This window comes from Pseudomonas sp. B6(2017), from assembly GCF_002112765.1.
Lineage (GTDB): Bacteria > Pseudomonadota > Gammaproteobacteria > Pseudomonadales > Pseudomonadaceae > Aquipseudomonas > Aquipseudomonas piscis.
Map to the genome: position 1 here is coordinate 244,391 of NZ_NEIQ01000003.1, position 17,643 is coordinate 262,033.

Below are 17,643 nucleotides of genomic sequence, written 5' to 3' on the forward strand. Positions count from 1 at the left end.
AGGCCACGAGCCATTCTTCTGTAGTTTTACTACTCGTCTATACATTCGAAAGGCTGAAACGGCCGATGATTTGTAGTAAAACTACACATCGCTGGAGCAACCTCCGGCAATCCAAGAATTCATAACGTCTGCCCACAAGGCCAGTCGCAAACTCAGGCAACCGATTCTGGAAGCCTTTCCGCCCTGGAGCAAGCCATGCAAGACCTCGATCCCGTCGAAACCCAGGAATGGCTGGACGCCCTGGAATCGGTTCTCGACAAAGAAGGCGAAGACCGTGCTCACTACCTGATGACCCGCATGGGTGAACTCGCGACCCGCAGCGGCTCGCAACTGCCCTACGCCATCACCACTCCCTATCGCAACACTATCCCCGTCACCCACGAAGCACGCATGCCTGGCGACCTGTTCATGGAACGCCGCATTCGCTCGCTGGTGCGCTGGAACGCGATGGCCATGGTGATGCGCACGAACCTGAGGGATTCCGACCTGGGCGGTCACATCTCCAGCTTCGCCTCCAGCGCCACCCTGTACGACATCGGCTTCAACTACTTCTTCCAGGCCCCGACCGACGAGCACGGCGGCGACCTGATCTACTTCCAGGGCCACACCTCCCCTGGCGTCTACGCTCGCGCCTTCATGGAAGGCCGCATCAGCGAAGAACAGATGAACAACTTCCGCCAGGAAGTGGATGGCAAGGGCCTGTCGTCCTATCCACACCCATGGCTGATGCCTGACTTCTGGCAGTTCCCGACCGTTTCCATGGGCCTGGGCCCGATCCAGGCGATCTACCAGGCTCGCTTCATGAAGTACCTGGAAGCCCGTGGCTTCATCCCTGCCGGCAAGCAGAAGGTCTGGTGCTTCCTGGGCGACGGCGAGTGCGACGAGCCGGAAGCCCTGGGCGCCATCTCCCTGGCCGGCCGCGAGAAGCTGGACAATCTGATCTTCGTCATCAACTGCAACCTGCAGCGCCTCGACGGCCCGGTTCGCGGCAACGGCAAGATCATCCAGGAACTCGAAGGCGTGTTCCGTGGTGCCCAGTGGAATGTCACCAAGGTCATCTGGGGCCGTTTCTGGGATCCACTGCTGGCCAAGGACGTCGACGGCATCCTGCAACGCCGCATGGACGAAGTCATCGACGGCGAGTACCAGAACTACAAGGCCAAGGACGGCGCGTTCGTCCGTGAGCACTTCTTCAACACCCCTGAACTCAAGGCGATGGTTGCCGATCTGTCCGACGACGAGATCTGGAAACTCAACCGCGGTGGCCACGACCCGTACAAGGTCTATGCGGCCTACCACCAGGCGGTCAACCATAAAGAGCAGCCGACCGTCATCCTGGCCAAGACCATCAAGGGTTATGGCACCGGCGCCGGCGAAGCGAAGAACACCGCGCACAACACCAAGAAGGTCGACGTCGAGAGCCTGAAGCTGTTCCGCGACCGCTTCGACATCCCGGTCAAGGACGAAGACCTGGAACACCTGCCGTTCTTCAAGCCGGAAACCGGCAGCGCCGAAGCCCGCTACCTGAGCGAGCGCCGCACCGCGCTGGGTGGCTTCGTGCCGCAGCGCCGCGCCATGAGCTTCAGCGTGCCGACGCCACCACTGGATACCCTCAAGGCGATCCTCGATGGTTCCGGCGACCGTGAAATCTCCACCACCATGGCCTTCGTGCGCATCCTGGCGCAGCTGGTCAAGGACAAGGAAATCGGCCCGCGCATCGTGCCGATCATCCCGGACGAAGCCCGTACCTTCGGTATGGAAGGCATGTTCCGCCAGTTGGGCATCTACTCCTCGGTCGGCCAGCTCTACGAGCCAGTCGATAAAGACCAGGTGATGTTCTACAAGGAAGACAAGAAGGGCCAGATCCTCGAGGAAGGCATCAACGAAGCGGGCGCCATGAGCTCCTTCATCGCTGCCGGCACTTCGTATTCCAGCCACAACCAGCCGATGCTGCCGTTCTACATCTTCTACTCGATGTTCGGTTTCCAGCGGATCGGCGACCTGGCCTGGGCCGCTGGCGACAGCCGTACCCGTGGGTTCCTGATCGGCGGCACCGCCGGCCGTACCACCCTCAACGGTGAAGGCCTGCAGCACGAAGACGGCCATAGCCACATGCTGGCCGGCACCATCCCGAACTGCCGCACCTACGATCCGACCTACGGCTACGAGCTGGCGGTGATCATCCAGGACGGCATGAAGAAGATGACCGAAGAGCAGCAGGACGTCTTCTACTACATCACCGTGATGAACGAGTCGTACCAGCAGCCAGCCATGCCCGAAGGTGTCGAGGAAGGCATCATCAAGGGCATGTACCTGCTCGAGGAAGACACCCGCGAGGCCGCGCACCACGTACAGCTGATGGGCTCCGGCACCATCCTGCGCGAAGTCCGCGAAGCGGCGAAGATCCTGCGTGACGAATTCAACGTCGCCGCCGACGTCTGGAGCGTGACCAGCTTCAACGAACTGCGCCGCAACGGCCTGGCCGTGGAACGCAGCAACCGCCTGCACCCGGGCCAGAAGCCACAGCAGAGCTACGTCGAAGAGTGCCTGAACGGCCGCAAGGGGCCGGTCATCGCCTCCACCGACTACATGAAGCTGTTCGCCGAACAAATCCGCCAGTGGGTCCCATCCAAGGAATTCAAGGTCCTGGGCACCGACGGTTTCGGCCGCAGCGACAGCCGCAAGAAACTGCGTCACTTCTTCGAAGTCGACCGTCACTTCGTGGTGCTGGCAGCCCTGGAAGCCCTGGCTGACCGTGGCGACATCGAACCCAAGGTCGTGGCCGAGGCCATCGCCAAGTTCGGTATCGACCCGGAAAAACGCAACCCACTGGACTGCTGAGGAGACTTTCTGTGAGCGAACTCATTCGCGTACCTGACATCGGCAGCGGTGAAGGTGAAGTAATCGAACTGATGGTGAAAGTCGGCGATCGCATCGAAGCCGACCAGAGCATCCTGACCCTGGAGTCGGACAAGGCGAGCATGGAAATCCCTGCCCCGAGCGCCGGCGTGGTCAAGAGCGTGAAAGTGAAGCTGGGCGACCGCCTGAAAGAAGGCGACGAACTGCTGGAACTGGAAGTCGAGGGCGCCGCCGCTGCGGCCCCTGCGCCTGCCGCCCAAGCGCCGAAAGCCGAGGCCGCGCCGGCCCCGGCAGCGCCTGCCGCTGCGCCGAGCGCCGCCCCTGCCGGTACTTCGGTACAGCAGGTGCACGTGCCGGACATCGGCTCCTCGGGCAAGGCCCAGATCATCGAGCTCCAGGTCAAGGTCGGCGACAGTGTCGAGGCCGACCAGTCGCTGATCACCCTCGAATCCGACAAGGCCAGCATGGAGATCCCATCGCCAGCCGCCGGCGTGGTCAAGGCCATCAGCGTCAAGCTCAACGATGAAGTCGGTACCGGCGACCTGATCCTGGACCTGGAAGTGGCCGGTGCCGCGGCCCCTGCCGCCGCTCCAGTCCAGGCCCCTGCGGCCGCGCCCGCTGCAGCCCCTGCCCCGGCTGCCGCTCCTGCGCCAGCAGCGGCCGACAGCGTGCAGGATATCCACGTTCCGGACATCGGCTCGGCCGGCAAGGCCAAGATCATCGAAGTCATGGTCAAGGCCGGCGACAGCGTCGAAGCCGACCAGTCGCTGATCACCCTCGAATCCGACAAGGCCAGCATGGAAATCCCATCGCCAGCCGCCGGCATCGTGGAAAGCGTATTGATCAAGCTGGACGACGAAGTCGGTACCGGCGACCTGATCCTCAAGCTCAAGGTAAAGGGCGCGGCTCCAGCAGCCGCTCCGGCCTCTGCCGCACCTGCCCCGGCTGCCGCTCCTGCGCCAGCCAAGGCCGAAGCCGCACCAGCCGCTCCAGCACCAGTCGCCGCAGCAGCTGCGACTGCCAAGCCAGGTGCCAAGGTGCACGCCGGCCCGGCCGTGCGCCAGCTGGCCCGCGAGTTCGGCGTCGAACTGAACGCCGTGAGCGCCAGTGGCCCCCATGGCCGGATCCTCAAGGAAGACGTGCAGGTCTACGTCAAGGCCATGATGCAGAAGGCCAAGGAAGCGCCAGCCGCTGGCGCGACCGGCGGCGCAGGCATCCCGCCGATCCCGGCCGTGGACTTCAGCAAGTTCGGTGAAGTCGAAGAAGTGGCCATGACCCGCCTGATGCAGGTCGGCGCTTCCAACCTGCACCGCAGCTGGCTGAACGTGCCGCACGTGACCCAGTTCGACTCCGCCGACATCACCGAGTTGGAGGCCTTCCGCGTTGCCCAGAAGGCCGTGGCCGAGAAAGCCGGCGTCAAGCTGACCGTCCTGCCGCTGCTGCTCAAGTCCTGCGCCCACCTGCTCAAGGAACTGCCGGACTTCAACAGTTCCCTGGCTCCGAGCGGCAAGGCGATCATCCGCAAGAAGTACGTGCACATCGGCTTCGCCGTGGACACCCCGGATGGCCTGCTGGTACCGGTGATCAAGAACGTCGACCAGAAGAGCCTGCTGCAACTGGCGGCCGAAGCTGCTTCCCTGGCGGAAAAGGCCCGGACCAAGAAACTCTCCGCGGACGAGATGCAAGGCGCTTGCTTCACCATCTCCAGCCTCGGCCACATTGGCGGCACCGGCTTCACGCCGATCGTCAACGCGCCAGAAGTGGCGATCCTCGGTGTTTCCAAGGCCACCATCCAGCCGGTCTGGGACGGCAAGGCCTTCCAGCCGAAGCTGATGCTGCCGCTGTCGCTGTCCTACGATCACCGTGTGATCAACGGCGCAGCCGCCGCGCGCTTCACCAAGCGCCTGAGCGACCTGCTGGCGGACATCCGCACCATCCTGCTGTAACTCGCGAGCCAGCCCTCCTGTCATGGGAGGGCTGGCATCGCAGCCTTTTTCGAGCGCCACGCTCGTACCTCAACCCCGTCAATCTGGCGGGGCTTTTTTTTCCGGAAAAACAACCTGGATCCCGCTGTGGAACGAGCCATGCAAGTGGCGCAAAGTAACTTTGCAGAAATCCCCTTACCTGCCGATATAAAGGTTTATAGCACTTGGCCTTCATCTCTCTTGTCAGTCGATGCGCCATGATGCAACCTTGCCGCAGGCAACAGTAAAGAGGGCGTGAGCCCGGCGCGATCAGCAATTTCGAAGCGAGTTTCCCCATGAAAAGCCAACCCGATGCCGCCAGCCGTATGGTGGCCGAGGTAGTGACGCAGTTGCCTGTGCCTTCGCGGCTCGGCATGTTGCGTTTCGAACGGCTGAATGAAGCGAGCTGGGCGCTACTGTTTCTCGATCCCAACTGCGAACGCCAGTTCGGCCTGCCCGCCGTGGAGCTCTGCGCCCTGGTCGGCTCGCCCTACGCCAGCCTGATGGAGCCTGAAGCGCGCTATCAACTGCATGACAACATCCAGCAGCAACTGGCCAGTGCTTCCCATTACCTGATCCGCTATACCCTGCACACCGCCCAAGGCCCCCTGAGCATCCTGGAACTGGGCGAAGCCTACAAACAGCACAACCGACACCTGCTGCGTGGCTACCTGCTGGTGGTCGAAGGCCTGTTCGGCAATAGCCCAACGACACCGACCCTGGACCTTGAAACCCAGAACAGCCGCCTGCAGATCGCCCTGGAACTCAACCAGCGGGCCCAGCAGGAACAGCTGCAACACCTGGAGCGGGTACGGGCCCAGCAGGACCTGATCCTGCTGCTGACCCGCCAGCGCTACAGCAGCGGCAACTCCCTGAAGGAAGCCGCCGAGCTGATCACCCGCAGTGCCTGCGACATCTACCAGATCGACTGCGCCAGCATCTGGGACCTGGAAGGCCAGCGCCTGGAGCCGATCGCGGCCTACCATCGCGCCACCCAGGAGTACCACCTGCCCGACGCCATCGACGCCAGCAGCTTCCCGGACTACATGGAAGCCCTGCACAGCTGCCGCGCCATCGATGCCCAGAACGCCATGCGCGACCCACGTACCCGGGAAATGGCCGAGAGCCTGCGCCCCCGGGACGTGAACGCCATGCTCGATGCCAGCATCCGCATCGACGGCCAGGTGGTCGGGGTGCTGTGCCTGGAACAGACCGGCACCACCCGCGCCTGGCAGTCGGACGAGATCGCCTTCGCCGGCGAGCTGGCCGACCAGTTCGCCCAGGTCATCAACAACCACAATCGCCGGGCCGCCACCAGCGCCCTGCACCTGTTCCAGCGGGCCGTGGAACAAAGCGCCAACGCCTTCCTGCTGGTCAACTGCGACGGCGTGGTGGAATACGTCAACCCCAGCTTCACGGCGATCACCCAATACAGCACCGAGGAAGTCCACGGTCACCGCCTGTCGGAATTACCGGCCCTGGAGAACCTCAGCGAACTGCTGTTCGACGCCCCTTCCAGCCTGGCCAAGAGCAATAGCTGGCAGGGCGAGTTCAAGAGCCGGCGCAAGAACCTCGAGCCCTACTGGGGCCAGCTGTCGATTTCCAAGGTCTATGGCGACAACCGCGAGCTGACCCACTACATCGGCATCTACGAAGACATCACCCAGACCAAGCTGGCCCAGCAACGCATCGAGCGCCTGGCCTACACCGACAACCTGACCAACCTGGGCAACCGCCCTGCATTCATCCGCAACCTGGACGAACGCTTCGCCCGGGATAGCGATACCCCGATCAGCCTGCTGCTGGTGGACATCGACAACTTCAAGCGGATCAACGACAGCCTCGGCCACCAGACCGGCGACAAGCTGCTGATCAGCCTGGCCCGGCGCCTGCGCAATAGCCTGAGCCCCAGCGGCAGCCTGGCGCGCTTCGCCAGCAACGAGTTCGCCGTGCTGCTGGACAACACCGACCTGGAAGCCGGCCAGCAGATCGCCAGCCAGTTGCTGATGACCCTGGACAAGCCGATGTTCGTCGACAACCAGTTGATCAGCGTCACCGGCTCCGTGGGCCTGGCCAGCGCGCCGCTGCACGGCCGCGACCCACAGACCTTGATGCGCAACGCTGGCCTGGCGCTGCACAAGGCCAAGGCCAACGGCAAGCACCAGGTGCAGGTATTCACCGAGGCCCTGAACGCCGAGGCCAGCTACAAGCTGTTCGTCGAGAACAACCTGCGCCGGGCCCTGACCCAGAACGAACTGGACGTGTTCTACCAGCCCAAGCTGTGCCTGCGCAGCGGCCGGCTGCTGGGCATGGAGGCGCTGCTGCGCTGGAACCACCCGGAGAAGGGCATGATCCGCCCGGATCAGTTCATCAGCGTGGCGGAGGAGACCGGGCTGATCATTCCCATCGGCAAGTGGATCGCCCGCCAGGCCTGCCGCATGAGCAAGCAACTGACCGCCGCCGGCATGGGCAACCTGCACGTGGCCATCAACCTGTCGCCCAAGCAGTTCTCCGACCCGGACCTGGTGGCCTCCATCGCCGGCATCCTCAAGGAAGAGCAACTGCCGCCGTCGCTGCTGGAGCTGGAGCTGACCGAGGGCCTGCTGCTGGAAGCCACCGACGACACCCACCAGCAACTCGAACAGCTGAAAAAGCTCGGCCTGACCCTGGCCATGGACGACTTCGGCACCGGTTATTCGTCCCTGAGCTACCTGAAGAAATTCCCCATCGATATCATCAAGATCGATCGCAGCTTCATCCACGACATCCCGGACAACCAGGACGACATGGAGATCACCTCGGCGGTGATCGCCATGGCCCACAACCTGAAGATCAAGGTGGTCGCCGAAGGTATCGAAACCGCCGAGCAGCTGGCCTTCCTGCGCCGCCATCGCTGCGACGTCGGCCAGGGCTACCTGTTCGACCGGCCGATTCCCGGCACCGAATTGATCGCCAGGCTCAAGCGCTATCCGCGCGGACCAATCGCCTGACAGCGTCGCGACACTCGGGCAAACTGCAGGTCTGAATAACGACAATCCAACTGACTGGAGGACTGCTACATGGTCTTGCGCTCGGAAATTCTGGTGAACAAAAACGTGCTTCCAACCAAAGAACAAGCTCTGCCTGGCCGTGAAACTCCAATGACCGTCCCGGAGGAGCATTTCGTCAACGGCAATCCGCTGCTGGGCCCGTTCCCGGGCAACGTGGACTTCGCCATTTTCGGCCTGGGTTGCTTCTGGGGCGCGGAACGGCGCTTCTGGCAGCGCGAGGGGGTGTTCAGCACCTGCGTGGGTTATGCCGGCGGCTTTACCCCGAACCCGACCTACGAGGAAGTCTGCTCGGGCCTGACCGGCCATACCGAAGTGGTACTGGTGGTGTACGAGCCGGAGAAGGTCAGCTACCAGCAACTGCTGGCGATGTTCTGGGAACTGCACAACCCGACCCAGGGCATGCGCCAGGGCAACGATATCGGCACCCAGTACCGCTCGGTGATCTACACCACCAACCCGACCCAGCTGCAGCAGGCGCTGCACAGCAAGGAGGTGTTCCAGGCCGAGCTGACCAAGGCAGGCCTGGGCACCATCACCACCGAGATCGAAGAGGCGCCGACCGTCTACTTCGCCGAGGCTTATCACCAGCAGTATCTGGCGAAGAATCCGGAAGGCTACTGCGGCATCGGCGGCACCGGGGTGACCTGCCCGATCTAAAGCAGCTGCAAGCTGCAAGCCTCAAGCTGCAAGTGGTAGCGCTGCAGCTTGCTTGCAGCTTGCAACTTACCGCTGCTCTTCGGCGATCAGCCAGTCCATCTGCCAGCCGCCCTGGGTCTGGCCGAGCTTTTGCGACAGCCAGGGCAGCAGCTCGCGCAATTCCTCCTCCAGGCCCCACGGCGGGTTGGCGATGGCCAGGCCCGAACCGTTGAGGCTGTTGGGCGTATCCAGCGGATGCACCAGCAATTCCACCCGCAGCAGCTTCGGCGCACCAGTGCCGGCCAGGTCCTGGTAGAAACGGCGCAGGGCGCGCTGGTCCTTGACCGGATACCAGATGGCCGCCACGGTCTGGCGCATGCGACCGATGGCCTCCTTCATCGACGCGGCGCAACGCTGCATCTCGTCGAGCTTCTCGAACGGCGGGTCGATCAACATCACCGCCCGCTTCTCCGCCACCGGCAGCAGCGCCCGGGCCACATGCCAACCCTCGCCCAGGTGTACCGCCACCCGCCGATCGCCCTTCATGTTGTCCTTGAGCAGCAGGCCATCCTCGGGATGCTTCTCGTTGAGCAGCGCCCGGTCCTGGTTGCGCATCAGGCGCCGGGCCAGCTCCGGGGAACCGGGGTAGTAGCGCAGCTCGCCATCCGGGTTCAGCCGGCGCAGCACGCGCATGTAGTCGGCGGTCAGCTCTGGCAGGTCGTCCGCGCCCCACAGCCGGGCGATACCTTCCAGGTACTCGCCGGTGCGTGTCGCCTGGTCGCCCTTGAGGTCGTACAAGCCGATGCCGGCATGGCTGTCGATATAGGCGAACGGCTGTTCCTTGCGCGACATCAGGGCGATGAGGCGGGTCAGGGTCAGGTGTTTGAAGACGTCGGCGTGATTGCCGGCATGGAAGGCGTGACGATAGTTCATGGTTGCTCCTGCGCAGGAGCGCAAGTTTACCCTGTGCCATGGACCGCGTCAGGACAGGCCATCGCATTTGCCCAGCACGGCGCGCCAGCTTGCCCATCCGCCACGCCTGATGGACACTGACGCGCCTGCCCGTGGCCAAGGGGCAGGTACACCAAGCGGTTGCTGGCGACTCAGACACAAGGGACCACTGACTGCTGTACGGGCACGACCCTGCCTGGCTGTGCTCATTAATGGACTGCTACTGAGTTGAGAATTTATGAAAGACGCAACGATTGCGCTGCACCATGGATTCAAGTCGGACCCCGCCACCAAGGCCGTGGCCGTGCCCATCTACCAGAACGTCGCCTTCGAGTTCGACAACGCCCAGCACGGTGCCGACCTGTTCAATCTCGATGTGCCGGGCAACATCTATACCCGGATCATGAACCCCACCAACGATGTGCTGGAACAGCGCATCGCCGCCCTGGAAGGCGGAGTCGCGGCGCTGGCGGTATCGGCCGGTAGCGCCGCGATCCACTACGCCATACAGACCCTGACCCAGGCCGGCGACAACATCGTTTCCACCCCGCAACTGTACGGTGGCACCTACACCCTGTTCGCCCACCTGCTGCCCAGCTTCGGCGTCGAAGTGCGCTTCGCCCGCGACGACTCCCCCGAGGCCATCGCCGAACTGATCGACGACAACACCAAGGCGGTGTACTGCGAGAGCATCGGCAACCCGGCGGGCAACATCGTCGATATCGAAGGCCTGGCCCAGGTCGCCCATGCCCGTGGCGTACCGCTGATGGTGGACAACACCGTGGCCACGCCGATCCTGTGCAAGCCGATCCAATTCGGCGCCGACATCGTCGTGCATTCGGTGACCAAGTACGTCGGCGGCCATGGCAACGCCCTTGGCGGAGTGATCGTCGACAGCGGCAACTTCCCCTGGACCGAGCACCCGCAGAAGTTCGCCAGCCTCAATACCCCCGAGCCGGCCTACCACGGCGTGGTCTATACCGAGAAGTTCGGCCCCGCCGCCTTCGTCGCTCGCGCCCGCACCGTGCCGCTGCGCAACACCGGCGCGGCCCTGGCGCCCATGAATGCCTTCCTGTTGCTGCAAGGCCTGGAGACCCTGGCCCTGCGCATGGAGCGCCACACCGACAACGCCCTCAAGGTGGCGCAGTTCCTCAAGGCCCACCCGCTGGTGGCCTGGGTCAGCTATGCGGGCCTGGAGGATCATCCGCACCACGAACTGGCGCGCAAGTACATGCAGGGCAAGCCGTCGGCGATCCTCTCCTTCGGCCTCAAGGGCGGCTACGAGGCGGGCGTGCGCTTCTACGATGCGCTGCAGATCTTCAAGCGCCTGGTGAACATCGGCGACGCCAAGTCCCTGGCCTGCCACCCGGCCTCCACCACCCACCGGCAGATGAACGAACAGGAACAGGCCAAGGCCGGGGTCAAGCCGGAAATGATCCGCCTCTCGGTGGGTATCGAAGCCATCGAGGACCTGCTCGAAGACCTGGACCAGGCCCTGCGCCAAGCCTGATCCAAACCGGCCCCGCCCGCACCGGCGGGGCCCCTTGTTCCTCCCGCGCCCCGCCACTAAGCTGCCCTCGCCACACCCACCCAGGATCCCCCGCCCCCCAAGGATCGCTCCCCTATCAAAGGACCCTGACATGCTCGTGCGCTACGCCAAGATCATCATGACCCTCGCGGTCGCCGCCTTCGCCCTTTTGGTGGCCTACAACAACATCAGCGACTACGGTTCCAACTTCGCCTTCGTCCAGCACGTGCTGAGCATGGACAGCGTCTTCCCCGGCAACAGCGCCACCGGCCGGGCCATCACCCAACCATTGCTGTGGAATGCCGGCTATTGGCTGATCATCGCCGGCGAAGCCGCGACCGGCGTGCTGCTGGTGCTCGGCGGCACCCGCCTGTGGCGCGCCCGCCACGGCAAAGCCTGCGACTTCAATCGCGCCAAGCATTGGGCCATTGCCGGCTTCTGCCTGGGTTTCTGCGTCTGGTTCTTCGGTTTCATGGTGGTGGGCGGGGAATGGTTCATGATGTGGCAGTCCGCCACCTGGAACGGCCAGGAAGCGGCGTTCAAGTTCTACATGGCGATCCTTGGCGTGCTGATCTTCCTCAACCAGCCCGACGCTGAACTGCACTGAGCTAAGCCCGCCACGGCCACCCTTCTCTACGTTCGCTCGCAGCCTGCTGCGGCTTCAGAAGGCGAAAAAAAACGGCCCGCTGCGTCACCGCAGCGGGCCGTTTTCATTGCGTCCCCGAAAAAACAGGGGCCGGATCAGGCACTCAGTGGTTGAGCTTGAAATCCTTCTCGGCGGCTTCGAAGCGCTGGACCATGCCGGCACTCGGAGCGCCCAGCTTGCTCACCAGGACGATGGCCAGGCTGGCGAAGATGAAGCCCGGGATGATTTCGTACAGGCCCAGCAGGGCGAAGTGCTTCCACAGGATCACGGTCAGGGCACCGACCACGATACCGGCCAGTGCGCCGTTGCGGGTCATGCCTTTCCACAGTACCGAGATCAGTACCACAGGACCGAAGGCCGCGCCGAAACCGGCCCAGGCATAGCTCACCAGGCCCAGTACGCGGTTTTCCGGGTTGGCGGCCATGGCGATGGCGACCAGCGCCACCACCAGCACCATGGCCCGGCCGACCCATACCAGCTCCAGCTGGGACGCGCCCTTGCGCAGGAAAGCCTTGTAGAAGTCTTCGGTCAGGGCGCTGGAGCACACCAGCAGCTGGCAGCTCAAGGTACTCATGACCGCCGCCAGGATGGCCGACAGCAGTACACCGGCGATCCATGGGTTGAACAGCAGCTTGGCCAGTTCGATGAACACCCGCTCAGGGTTCTCGGTCACAGGACCGGCCACGTCGGGATGCGCCGAGAAGTAAGCGATGCCGAAGAAGCCCACGGCCACGGTGCCGCCCAGGCACAGGATCATCCAGGTCATGGAGATGCGACGGGCGTTGGCGATCGACTTGACCGAATCAGCGGCCATGAAGCGCGCCAGGATGTGCGGTTGGCCGAAGTAGCCCAGGCCCCAGCCCATCAGCGAGATGATGCCGATGAAGGTGGTGTTCTTGAGCATGTCGAAGCTGGTGGGATCCTTGGCCTCGATGGCCAGGAAGGTGGTGTCGACGCCACCGGTGGCCAGCAGCACGATGATCGGCGTGAGGATCAGGGCGAAGATCATCAGCGTGGCTTGCACGGTATCGGTCCAGCTCACCGCCAGGAAGCCACCGACGAAGGTGTAGGCGATGGTCGCCGCCGCACCGGCCCACAGCGCTGTCTCGTAGGACATGCCGAAGGTGCTTTCGAACAGGCGGGCGCCGGCGACGATGCCGGAAGCGCAGTAGATGGTGAAGAACACCAGGATCACCACCGCGGAGATGATCCGCAGCAGGCCGCTCTTGTCTTCGAAGCGGCTGGAGAAGTAGTCCGGCAGGGTCAGTGCGTCACCGTTGTGCTCGGTCTGTACCCGCAGGCGACCGGCCACGAACAGCCAGTTCAGGTAGGCACCGGCGATCAGGCCGATGGCGATCCAGCTCTCGGACAGGCCGGACATATAGATGGCGCCCGGCAGGCCCATCAGCAACCAGCCACTCATGTCGGAAGCGCCGGCGGAAAGCGCGGTCACCACGCTGCCCAGGCTGCGGCCACCAAGAATGTAGTCGGAAAGGTTGTTGGTGGAGCGATAGGCCATGAAGCCGATCAGCACCATTGCCGCGATGTAGATCACGAACGTGATCAGGGTTGGATTGCTTGCACTCATGAGTAACGCCCTGGCTTTGTTTTTATGGTGCGGCGGTCACTGCCCCACGCCGCCAAACGATAACGATTGGGAGACGTTCAAGCGTGCCGCGCATTTATGACTGATGTTTCCCCAGGAAAGCCATCAGCCGATGCCCCAGTCACGAAGACGGTTGCACCTTGGGCGCGAATCCTATGCAACAAAATGAACAAGGTGCAACCGATTTGACGTGAATCAGTTGCACCTTGTCGATAAATCGGCGGTTGGTGACGTTTTTGCTCCTTTTTGGAGCAAGGAAAATCTTTTTCAGAAGCGAATGCACCAGATCGATTCCCTACTTTGCGTAGCGGAATTTTATTCCTGACAAGCTGCGGTTTTTTCCCGGTAAAAATGGGTTGCACCCGGTTGCACCTATTTCGGCTCGCGGATAATCTTGCCGCCAGCTGATGCCACACTCGCGTGGCAAACATGAGGATAAAAATATGGCTACCACCACCCTTGGGGTCAAACTCGACGACCCTACCCGCGAACGTCTCAAGGCGGCCGCGGCCTCGATTGATCGGACTCCGCACTGGCTGATCAAGCAGGCGATCTTCAATTACCTGGAGAAACTCGAGGGTGGTGCAACCCTGACCGAGCTGAGCAACGCCATCGCCCGCGACGGCGACGACGCCGGTGACGTGATCACCGACCATGCTCACCAATGCTTCCTCGAATTCGCCGAGAGCATCCTGCCGCAATCGGTACTGCGTGCCTCCATCACCGCGGCCTATCGCCGACCGGAACCGGAAGTGGTGCCGATGCTGCTGGAGCAGGCGCGCCTGCCGGCCGCCACCGCCGAGGCCGCGAACAAGCTGGCCGCCTCCATCGCCGAAAAACTGCGCAACCAGAAGAGCGCCGGCGGCCGGGCCGGCATCGTCCAGGGCCTGCTGCAGGAGTTCTCCCTGTCGTCCCAGGAAGGCGTGGCGCTGATGTGCCTGGCCGAAGCCCTGCTGCGCATCCCCGACAAAGGCACCCGCGACGCGCTGATCCGCGACAAGATCAGCACCGGCAACTGGCAACCGCACCTGGGCAACAGCCCGTCGCTGTTCGTCAACGCCGCCACCTGGGGCCTGCTGCTCACCGGCAAGCTGGTGTCGACCCACAACGAAGCGGGCCTGACCTCTTCCCTGAGCCGCATCATCGGCAAGAGCGGCGAGCCGATGATCCGCAAGGGCGTGGACATGGCCATGCGCCTGATGGGCGAGCAATTCGTCACCGGCGAGACCATCGCCGAAGCCCTGGCCAACGCCAGCAAGTTCGAAGCCAAGGGCTTCCGCTACTCCTACGACATGCTCGGTGAAGCGGCACTGACCGAGCACGACGCGCAGAAATACCTGGCGTCCTACGAGCAGGCCATCCACTCGATCGGCAAGGCCTCCCACGGTCGCGGCATCTACGAAGGCCCGGGCATCTCGATCAAGCTCTCGGCCCTGCACCCGCGCTACAGCCGCGCCCAGTACGAGCGCGTGATGGAAGAGCTGTACCCACGCCTGCTGTCCCTGACCCTGCTGGCCAAGCAGTACGACATCGGCCTGAACATCGACGCCGAGGAAGCCGACCGCCTGGAGCTGTCGCTGGACCTGCTCGAGCGCCTGTGCTTCGAGCCGCAACTGGCCGGCTGGAACGGTATCGGCTTCGTGATCCAGGCTTACCAGAAGCGCTGCCCGTACGTGATCGACTACGTCATCGACCTGGCGCGCCGCAGCCGCCACCGCCTGATGATCCGCCTGGTGAAGGGCGCCTACTGGGACAGCGAGATCAAGCGCGCCCAGGTCGAGGGCCTGGAAGGCTACCCGGTCTACACCCGCAAGGTTTACACCGACGTTTCCTATATCGCTTGCGCGCGCAAGCTGCTGTCGGTACCGGAAGTCATCTACCCGCAATTCGCCACGCACAACGCCCATACCCTGTCCGCGATCTACCATATCGCCGGCCAGAACTACTACCCCGGCCAGTACGAGTTCCAGTGCCTGCACGGCATGGGTGAGCCGCTGTACGAACAAGTGGTGGGCAAGGTCGCCGACGGCAAGCTGAACCGCCCATGCCGCGTCTACGCTCCGGTGGGCACCCACGAGACCCTGCTGGCCTACCTGGTTCGCCGCCTGCTGGAAAACGGCGCCAACACCTCGTTCGTCAACCGTATCGCCGACCAGTCGATCTCGATCCAGGAACTGGTGGCCGACCCGGTCAGCCAGATCGAACAGATGGCCACCCTGGAAGGCGGCGTCGGCCTGCCGCACCCGCGCATCCCGCTGCCGCGCGACCTGTACGGCGCCGACCGCGCCAACTCGGCCGGCATCGACATGGCCAACGAGCATCGCCTGGCATCGCTGTCCTGCGCGCTGCTGGCCACTGCCCATAACGACTGGAAAGCCGCGCCGCTGCTCGGCTGCCCTGCCAGCGAAGAAACCCCGGCGCCGGTACTCAACCCGTCCGACCACCGCGACGTGGTGGGCCATGTCCAGGAGGCCACCGTCGCCGACGTCGACAACGCCATCCAGTGCGCCCTCAACGCCGCACCGATCTGGCAGGCGACCCCGCCGGCCGAACGCGCGGCGATCCTGGAACGCGCCGCCGACCTGATGGAAGGCGAGATCCAGCCGCTGATGGGCCTGCTGGTCCGCGAGGCCGGCAAGACCTTCGCCAACGCCATCGCCGAGGTGCGCGAGGCCGTGGACTTCCTGCGCTACTACGCGGTGCAGGCCCGCAACGATTTCAGCAACGACGCCCACCGCCCACTGGGCCCGGTGGTATGCATCAGCCCGTGGAACTTCCCGCTGGCGATCTTCTCCGGCCAGGTGGCCGCAGCCCTGGCCGCCGGCAACCCGGTACTGGCCAAGCCTGCCGAGCAGACCCCGCTGGTAGCCGCCCAGGCCGTGCGCCTGATGCTGGAAGCCGGCATCCCCGAAGGCGTGCTGCAACTGCTGCCAGGCCGTGGCGAGACCGTCGGCGCCGGCCTGGTCGGCGACGAGCGGGTCAAGGGCGTGATGTTCACCGGCTCCACCGAAGTCGCCCGCCTGCTGCAACGCAACATCGCCGGGCGCCTGGACAACCAGGGCCGGCCAATCCCGCTGATCGCCGAGACCGGTGGCCAGAACGCGATGATCGTCGACTCCTCGGCCCTGACCGAGCAGGTGGTGATCGACGTGGTGTCCTCGGCCTTCGACAGCGCCGGCCAGCGTTGCTCGGCCCTGCGCGTACTGTGCCTGCAGGAAGACTCCGCCGACCGCGTGATCGAAATGCTCAAGGGTGCCATGGCCGAAAGCCGCCTGGGCAACCCCGAGCGCCTGGCCGTGGACATCGGCCCGGTGATCGACGCCGAAGCCAAGGCCGGGATCGAGAAACACATCCAGGGCATGCGCGACAAAGGCCGTACCGTGTATCAGGTGGCCATTGCCGAAGGCGAGGAAATCAAGCGCGGCACCTTCGTCATGCCGACCCTGATCGAGCTGGAAAGCTTCGACGAACTGCAGCGCGAGATCTTCGGCCCGGTGCTGCACGTAGTGCGCTACAAGCGCAAGGACATCGACCAGCTGATCGCCCAGATCAACGCTTCCGGCTACGGCCTGACCCTGGGCGTGCATACCCGGATCGACGAGACCATCGCCAAGGTGGTGGACAACGTCAACGCCGGCAACATGTACGTCAACCGCAACATCGTCGGTGCCGTGGTCGGCGTGCAGCCATTCGGTGGCGAAGGCCTGTCGGGCACCGGCCCGAAAGCCGGCGGCCCGCTGTACCTGTACCGCCTGCTGTCGACCCGTCCGGTGGACGCCATCGAGCAGTCCTTCGTCCGTGCCGACGCCATCAGCGCCCCGGACCTGCGCCTGCGCGAGTCGCTGCTCAAGCCGCTGTCGGCCCTGCAAGCCTGGGCTGACAGCGCCAAGCTGGCGGAACTCTCGGCCCTGTGCAAACAGTTCGCCGGGCGGTCGCAGAGCGGGATCACCCGGCAGCTGGCCGGCCCGACCGGCGAGCGCAACAGCTACGCCATCCTGCCCCGTGAGCACGTGCTGTGCCTGGCGGAAATCGAAGGCGACCTGCTGACGCAACTGGCGGCGGTACTGGCCGTCGGCGGCTCGGCAGTCTGGCCGGAAAACGCCGTGTCCAAGGCTCTGTTCGGCCGCCTGCCCCGGGAAGTCCAGGTACGCATCAAGCGCGTGGCCGACTGGACCAAGGATGAGGCCGTGTTCGACGCGGTCCTGCACCACGGCGACTCCGACCAGTTGCGCGGCGTCTGCCAGCAGGTGGCCCAGCGCGCCGGTGCCATCATCGGCGTCCAGGGCCTGTCCCAGGGCGAAACGACGATCGCCCTGGAACGCCTGGTGATCGAACGCGCCCTGAGCGTCAACACCGCTGCGGCCGGCGGCAACGCCAGCCTGATGACCATCGGTTAAGAGCAG

9 protein-coding genes are annotated in these 17,643 nt (G+C 64.1%); 7 read left to right on the forward strand and 2 right to left on the reverse strand.

The features are described 5' to 3' along the window. Window positions 1-195: 195 nt before the first annotated feature. The 4 genes from aceE to msrA all read left to right on the forward strand — a co-directional run bounded on the left by aceE (window position 196) and on the right by msrA (window position 8,530). Window positions 196-2,841: a pyruvate dehydrogenase (acetyl-transferring), homodimeric type gene (gene aceE, locus CAG11_RS06700; protein WP_085595571.1), complete on the forward strand. Its 2,646-nt coding sequence runs from the start codon at window positions 196-198 to the stop codon at window positions 2,839-2,841. An 11-nt stretch (window positions 2,842-2,852) separates the two neighbouring features. Further along, the gene (gene aceF, locus CAG11_RS06705; protein WP_085595573.1) at window positions 2,853-4,805 is read left to right on the forward strand and encodes a dihydrolipoyllysine-residue acetyltransferase; all 1,953 of its coding nucleotides are present in this window, start codon (window positions 2,853-2,855) and stop codon (window positions 4,803-4,805) included. A 314-nt stretch (window positions 4,806-5,119) separates the two neighbouring features. Further along, entirely contained in the window at window positions 5,120-7,813 is a 2,694-nt protein-coding gene (locus tag CAG11_RS06710; protein WP_085595575.1) for a GGDEF and EAL domain-containing protein, read from the forward strand. Between the two features lie 69 nt (window positions 7,814-7,882). Further along, window positions 7,883-8,530 carry a peptide-methionine (S)-S-oxide reductase MsrA gene (gene msrA, locus CAG11_RS06715; protein ID WP_022640794.1) on the forward strand — a complete coding sequence of 216 codons (648 nt, stop codon included), beginning with the start codon at window positions 7,883-7,885 and terminating at the stop codon, window positions 8,528-8,530. 66 nt (window positions 8,531-8,596) lie between these two features. On the opposite strand, the gene CAG11_RS06720 is transcribed toward msrA, so the two are convergent. Next, the gene (locus CAG11_RS06720) at window positions 8,597-9,442 is read right to left on the reverse strand and encodes a 23S rRNA (adenine(2030)-N(6))-methyltransferase RlmJ (protein WP_085595577.1); all 846 of its coding nucleotides are present in this window, start codon (window positions 9,440-9,442) and stop codon (window positions 8,597-8,599) included. 256 nt (window positions 9,443-9,698) lie between these two features. Here CAG11_RS06720 and CAG11_RS06725 point away from each other — a divergent pair, with 256 nt between their 5' ends. Together CAG11_RS06725 and CAG11_RS06730 are read left to right on the forward strand one after the other, a co-directional pair. Further along, a complete protein-coding gene (locus tag CAG11_RS06725) occupies window positions 9,699-10,970 on the forward strand; it encodes an O-acetylhomoserine aminocarboxypropyltransferase/cysteine synthase family protein (protein WP_053132415.1) in 1,272 nt (423 codons plus the stop codon). Between the two features lie 130 nt (window positions 10,971-11,100). Further along, window positions 11,101-11,595, forward strand: coding sequence for a DUF2165 family protein (locus CAG11_RS06730; protein WP_085595579.1), 495 nt, complete (start codon window positions 11,101-11,103; stop codon window positions 11,593-11,595). A 142-nt stretch (window positions 11,596-11,737) separates the two neighbouring features. Here CAG11_RS06730 and putP read toward each other — a convergent pair whose 3' ends face one another. Beyond that, entirely contained in the window at window positions 11,738-13,222 is a 1,485-nt protein-coding gene (putP, locus tag CAG11_RS06735; protein ID WP_085595581.1) for a sodium/proline symporter PutP, read from the reverse strand. A 461-nt stretch (window positions 13,223-13,683) separates the two neighbouring features. Here putP and putA point away from each other — a divergent pair, with 461 nt between their 5' ends. After that, the gene (putA, locus tag CAG11_RS06740; protein WP_085595583.1) at window positions 13,684-17,637 is read left to right on the forward strand and encodes a trifunctional transcriptional regulator/proline dehydrogenase/L-glutamate gamma-semialdehyde dehydrogenase; all 3,954 of its coding nucleotides are present in this window, start codon (window positions 13,684-13,686) and stop codon (window positions 17,635-17,637) included. Window positions 17,638-17,643: the final 6 nt, after the last annotated feature.

Bases quoted from the DNA above. Each gene is read 5' to 3' on its own strand.
- aceE (WP_085595571.1), top strand. From the start codon at position 196: ATGCAAGACCTCGATCCCGTCGAAACCCAGGAATGGCTGGACGCCCTG.
- CAG11_RS06710 (WP_085595575.1), top strand. From the start codon at position 5,120: ATGAAAAGCCAACCCGATGCCGCCAGCCGTATGGTGGCCGAGGTAGTG.
- msrA (WP_022640794.1), top strand. From the start codon at position 7,883: ATGGTCTTGCGCTCGGAAATTCTGGTGAACAAAAACGTGCTTCCAACC.
- CAG11_RS06720 (WP_085595577.1), bottom strand. From the start codon at position 9,442: ATGAACTATCGTCACGCCTTCCATGCCGGCAATCACGCCGACGTCTTC.
- CAG11_RS06725 (WP_053132415.1), top strand. From the start codon at position 9,699: ATGAAAGACGCAACGATTGCGCTGCACCATGGATTCAAGTCGGACCCC.
- CAG11_RS06730 (WP_085595579.1), top strand. From the start codon at position 11,101: ATGCTCGTGCGCTACGCCAAGATCATCATGACCCTCGCGGTCGCCGCC.
- putP (WP_085595581.1), bottom strand. From the start codon at position 13,222: ATGAGTGCAAGCAATCCAACCCTGATCACGTTCGTGATCTACATCGCG.
- putA (WP_085595583.1), top strand. From the start codon at position 13,684: ATGGCTACCACCACCCTTGGGGTCAAACTCGACGACCCTACCCGCGAA.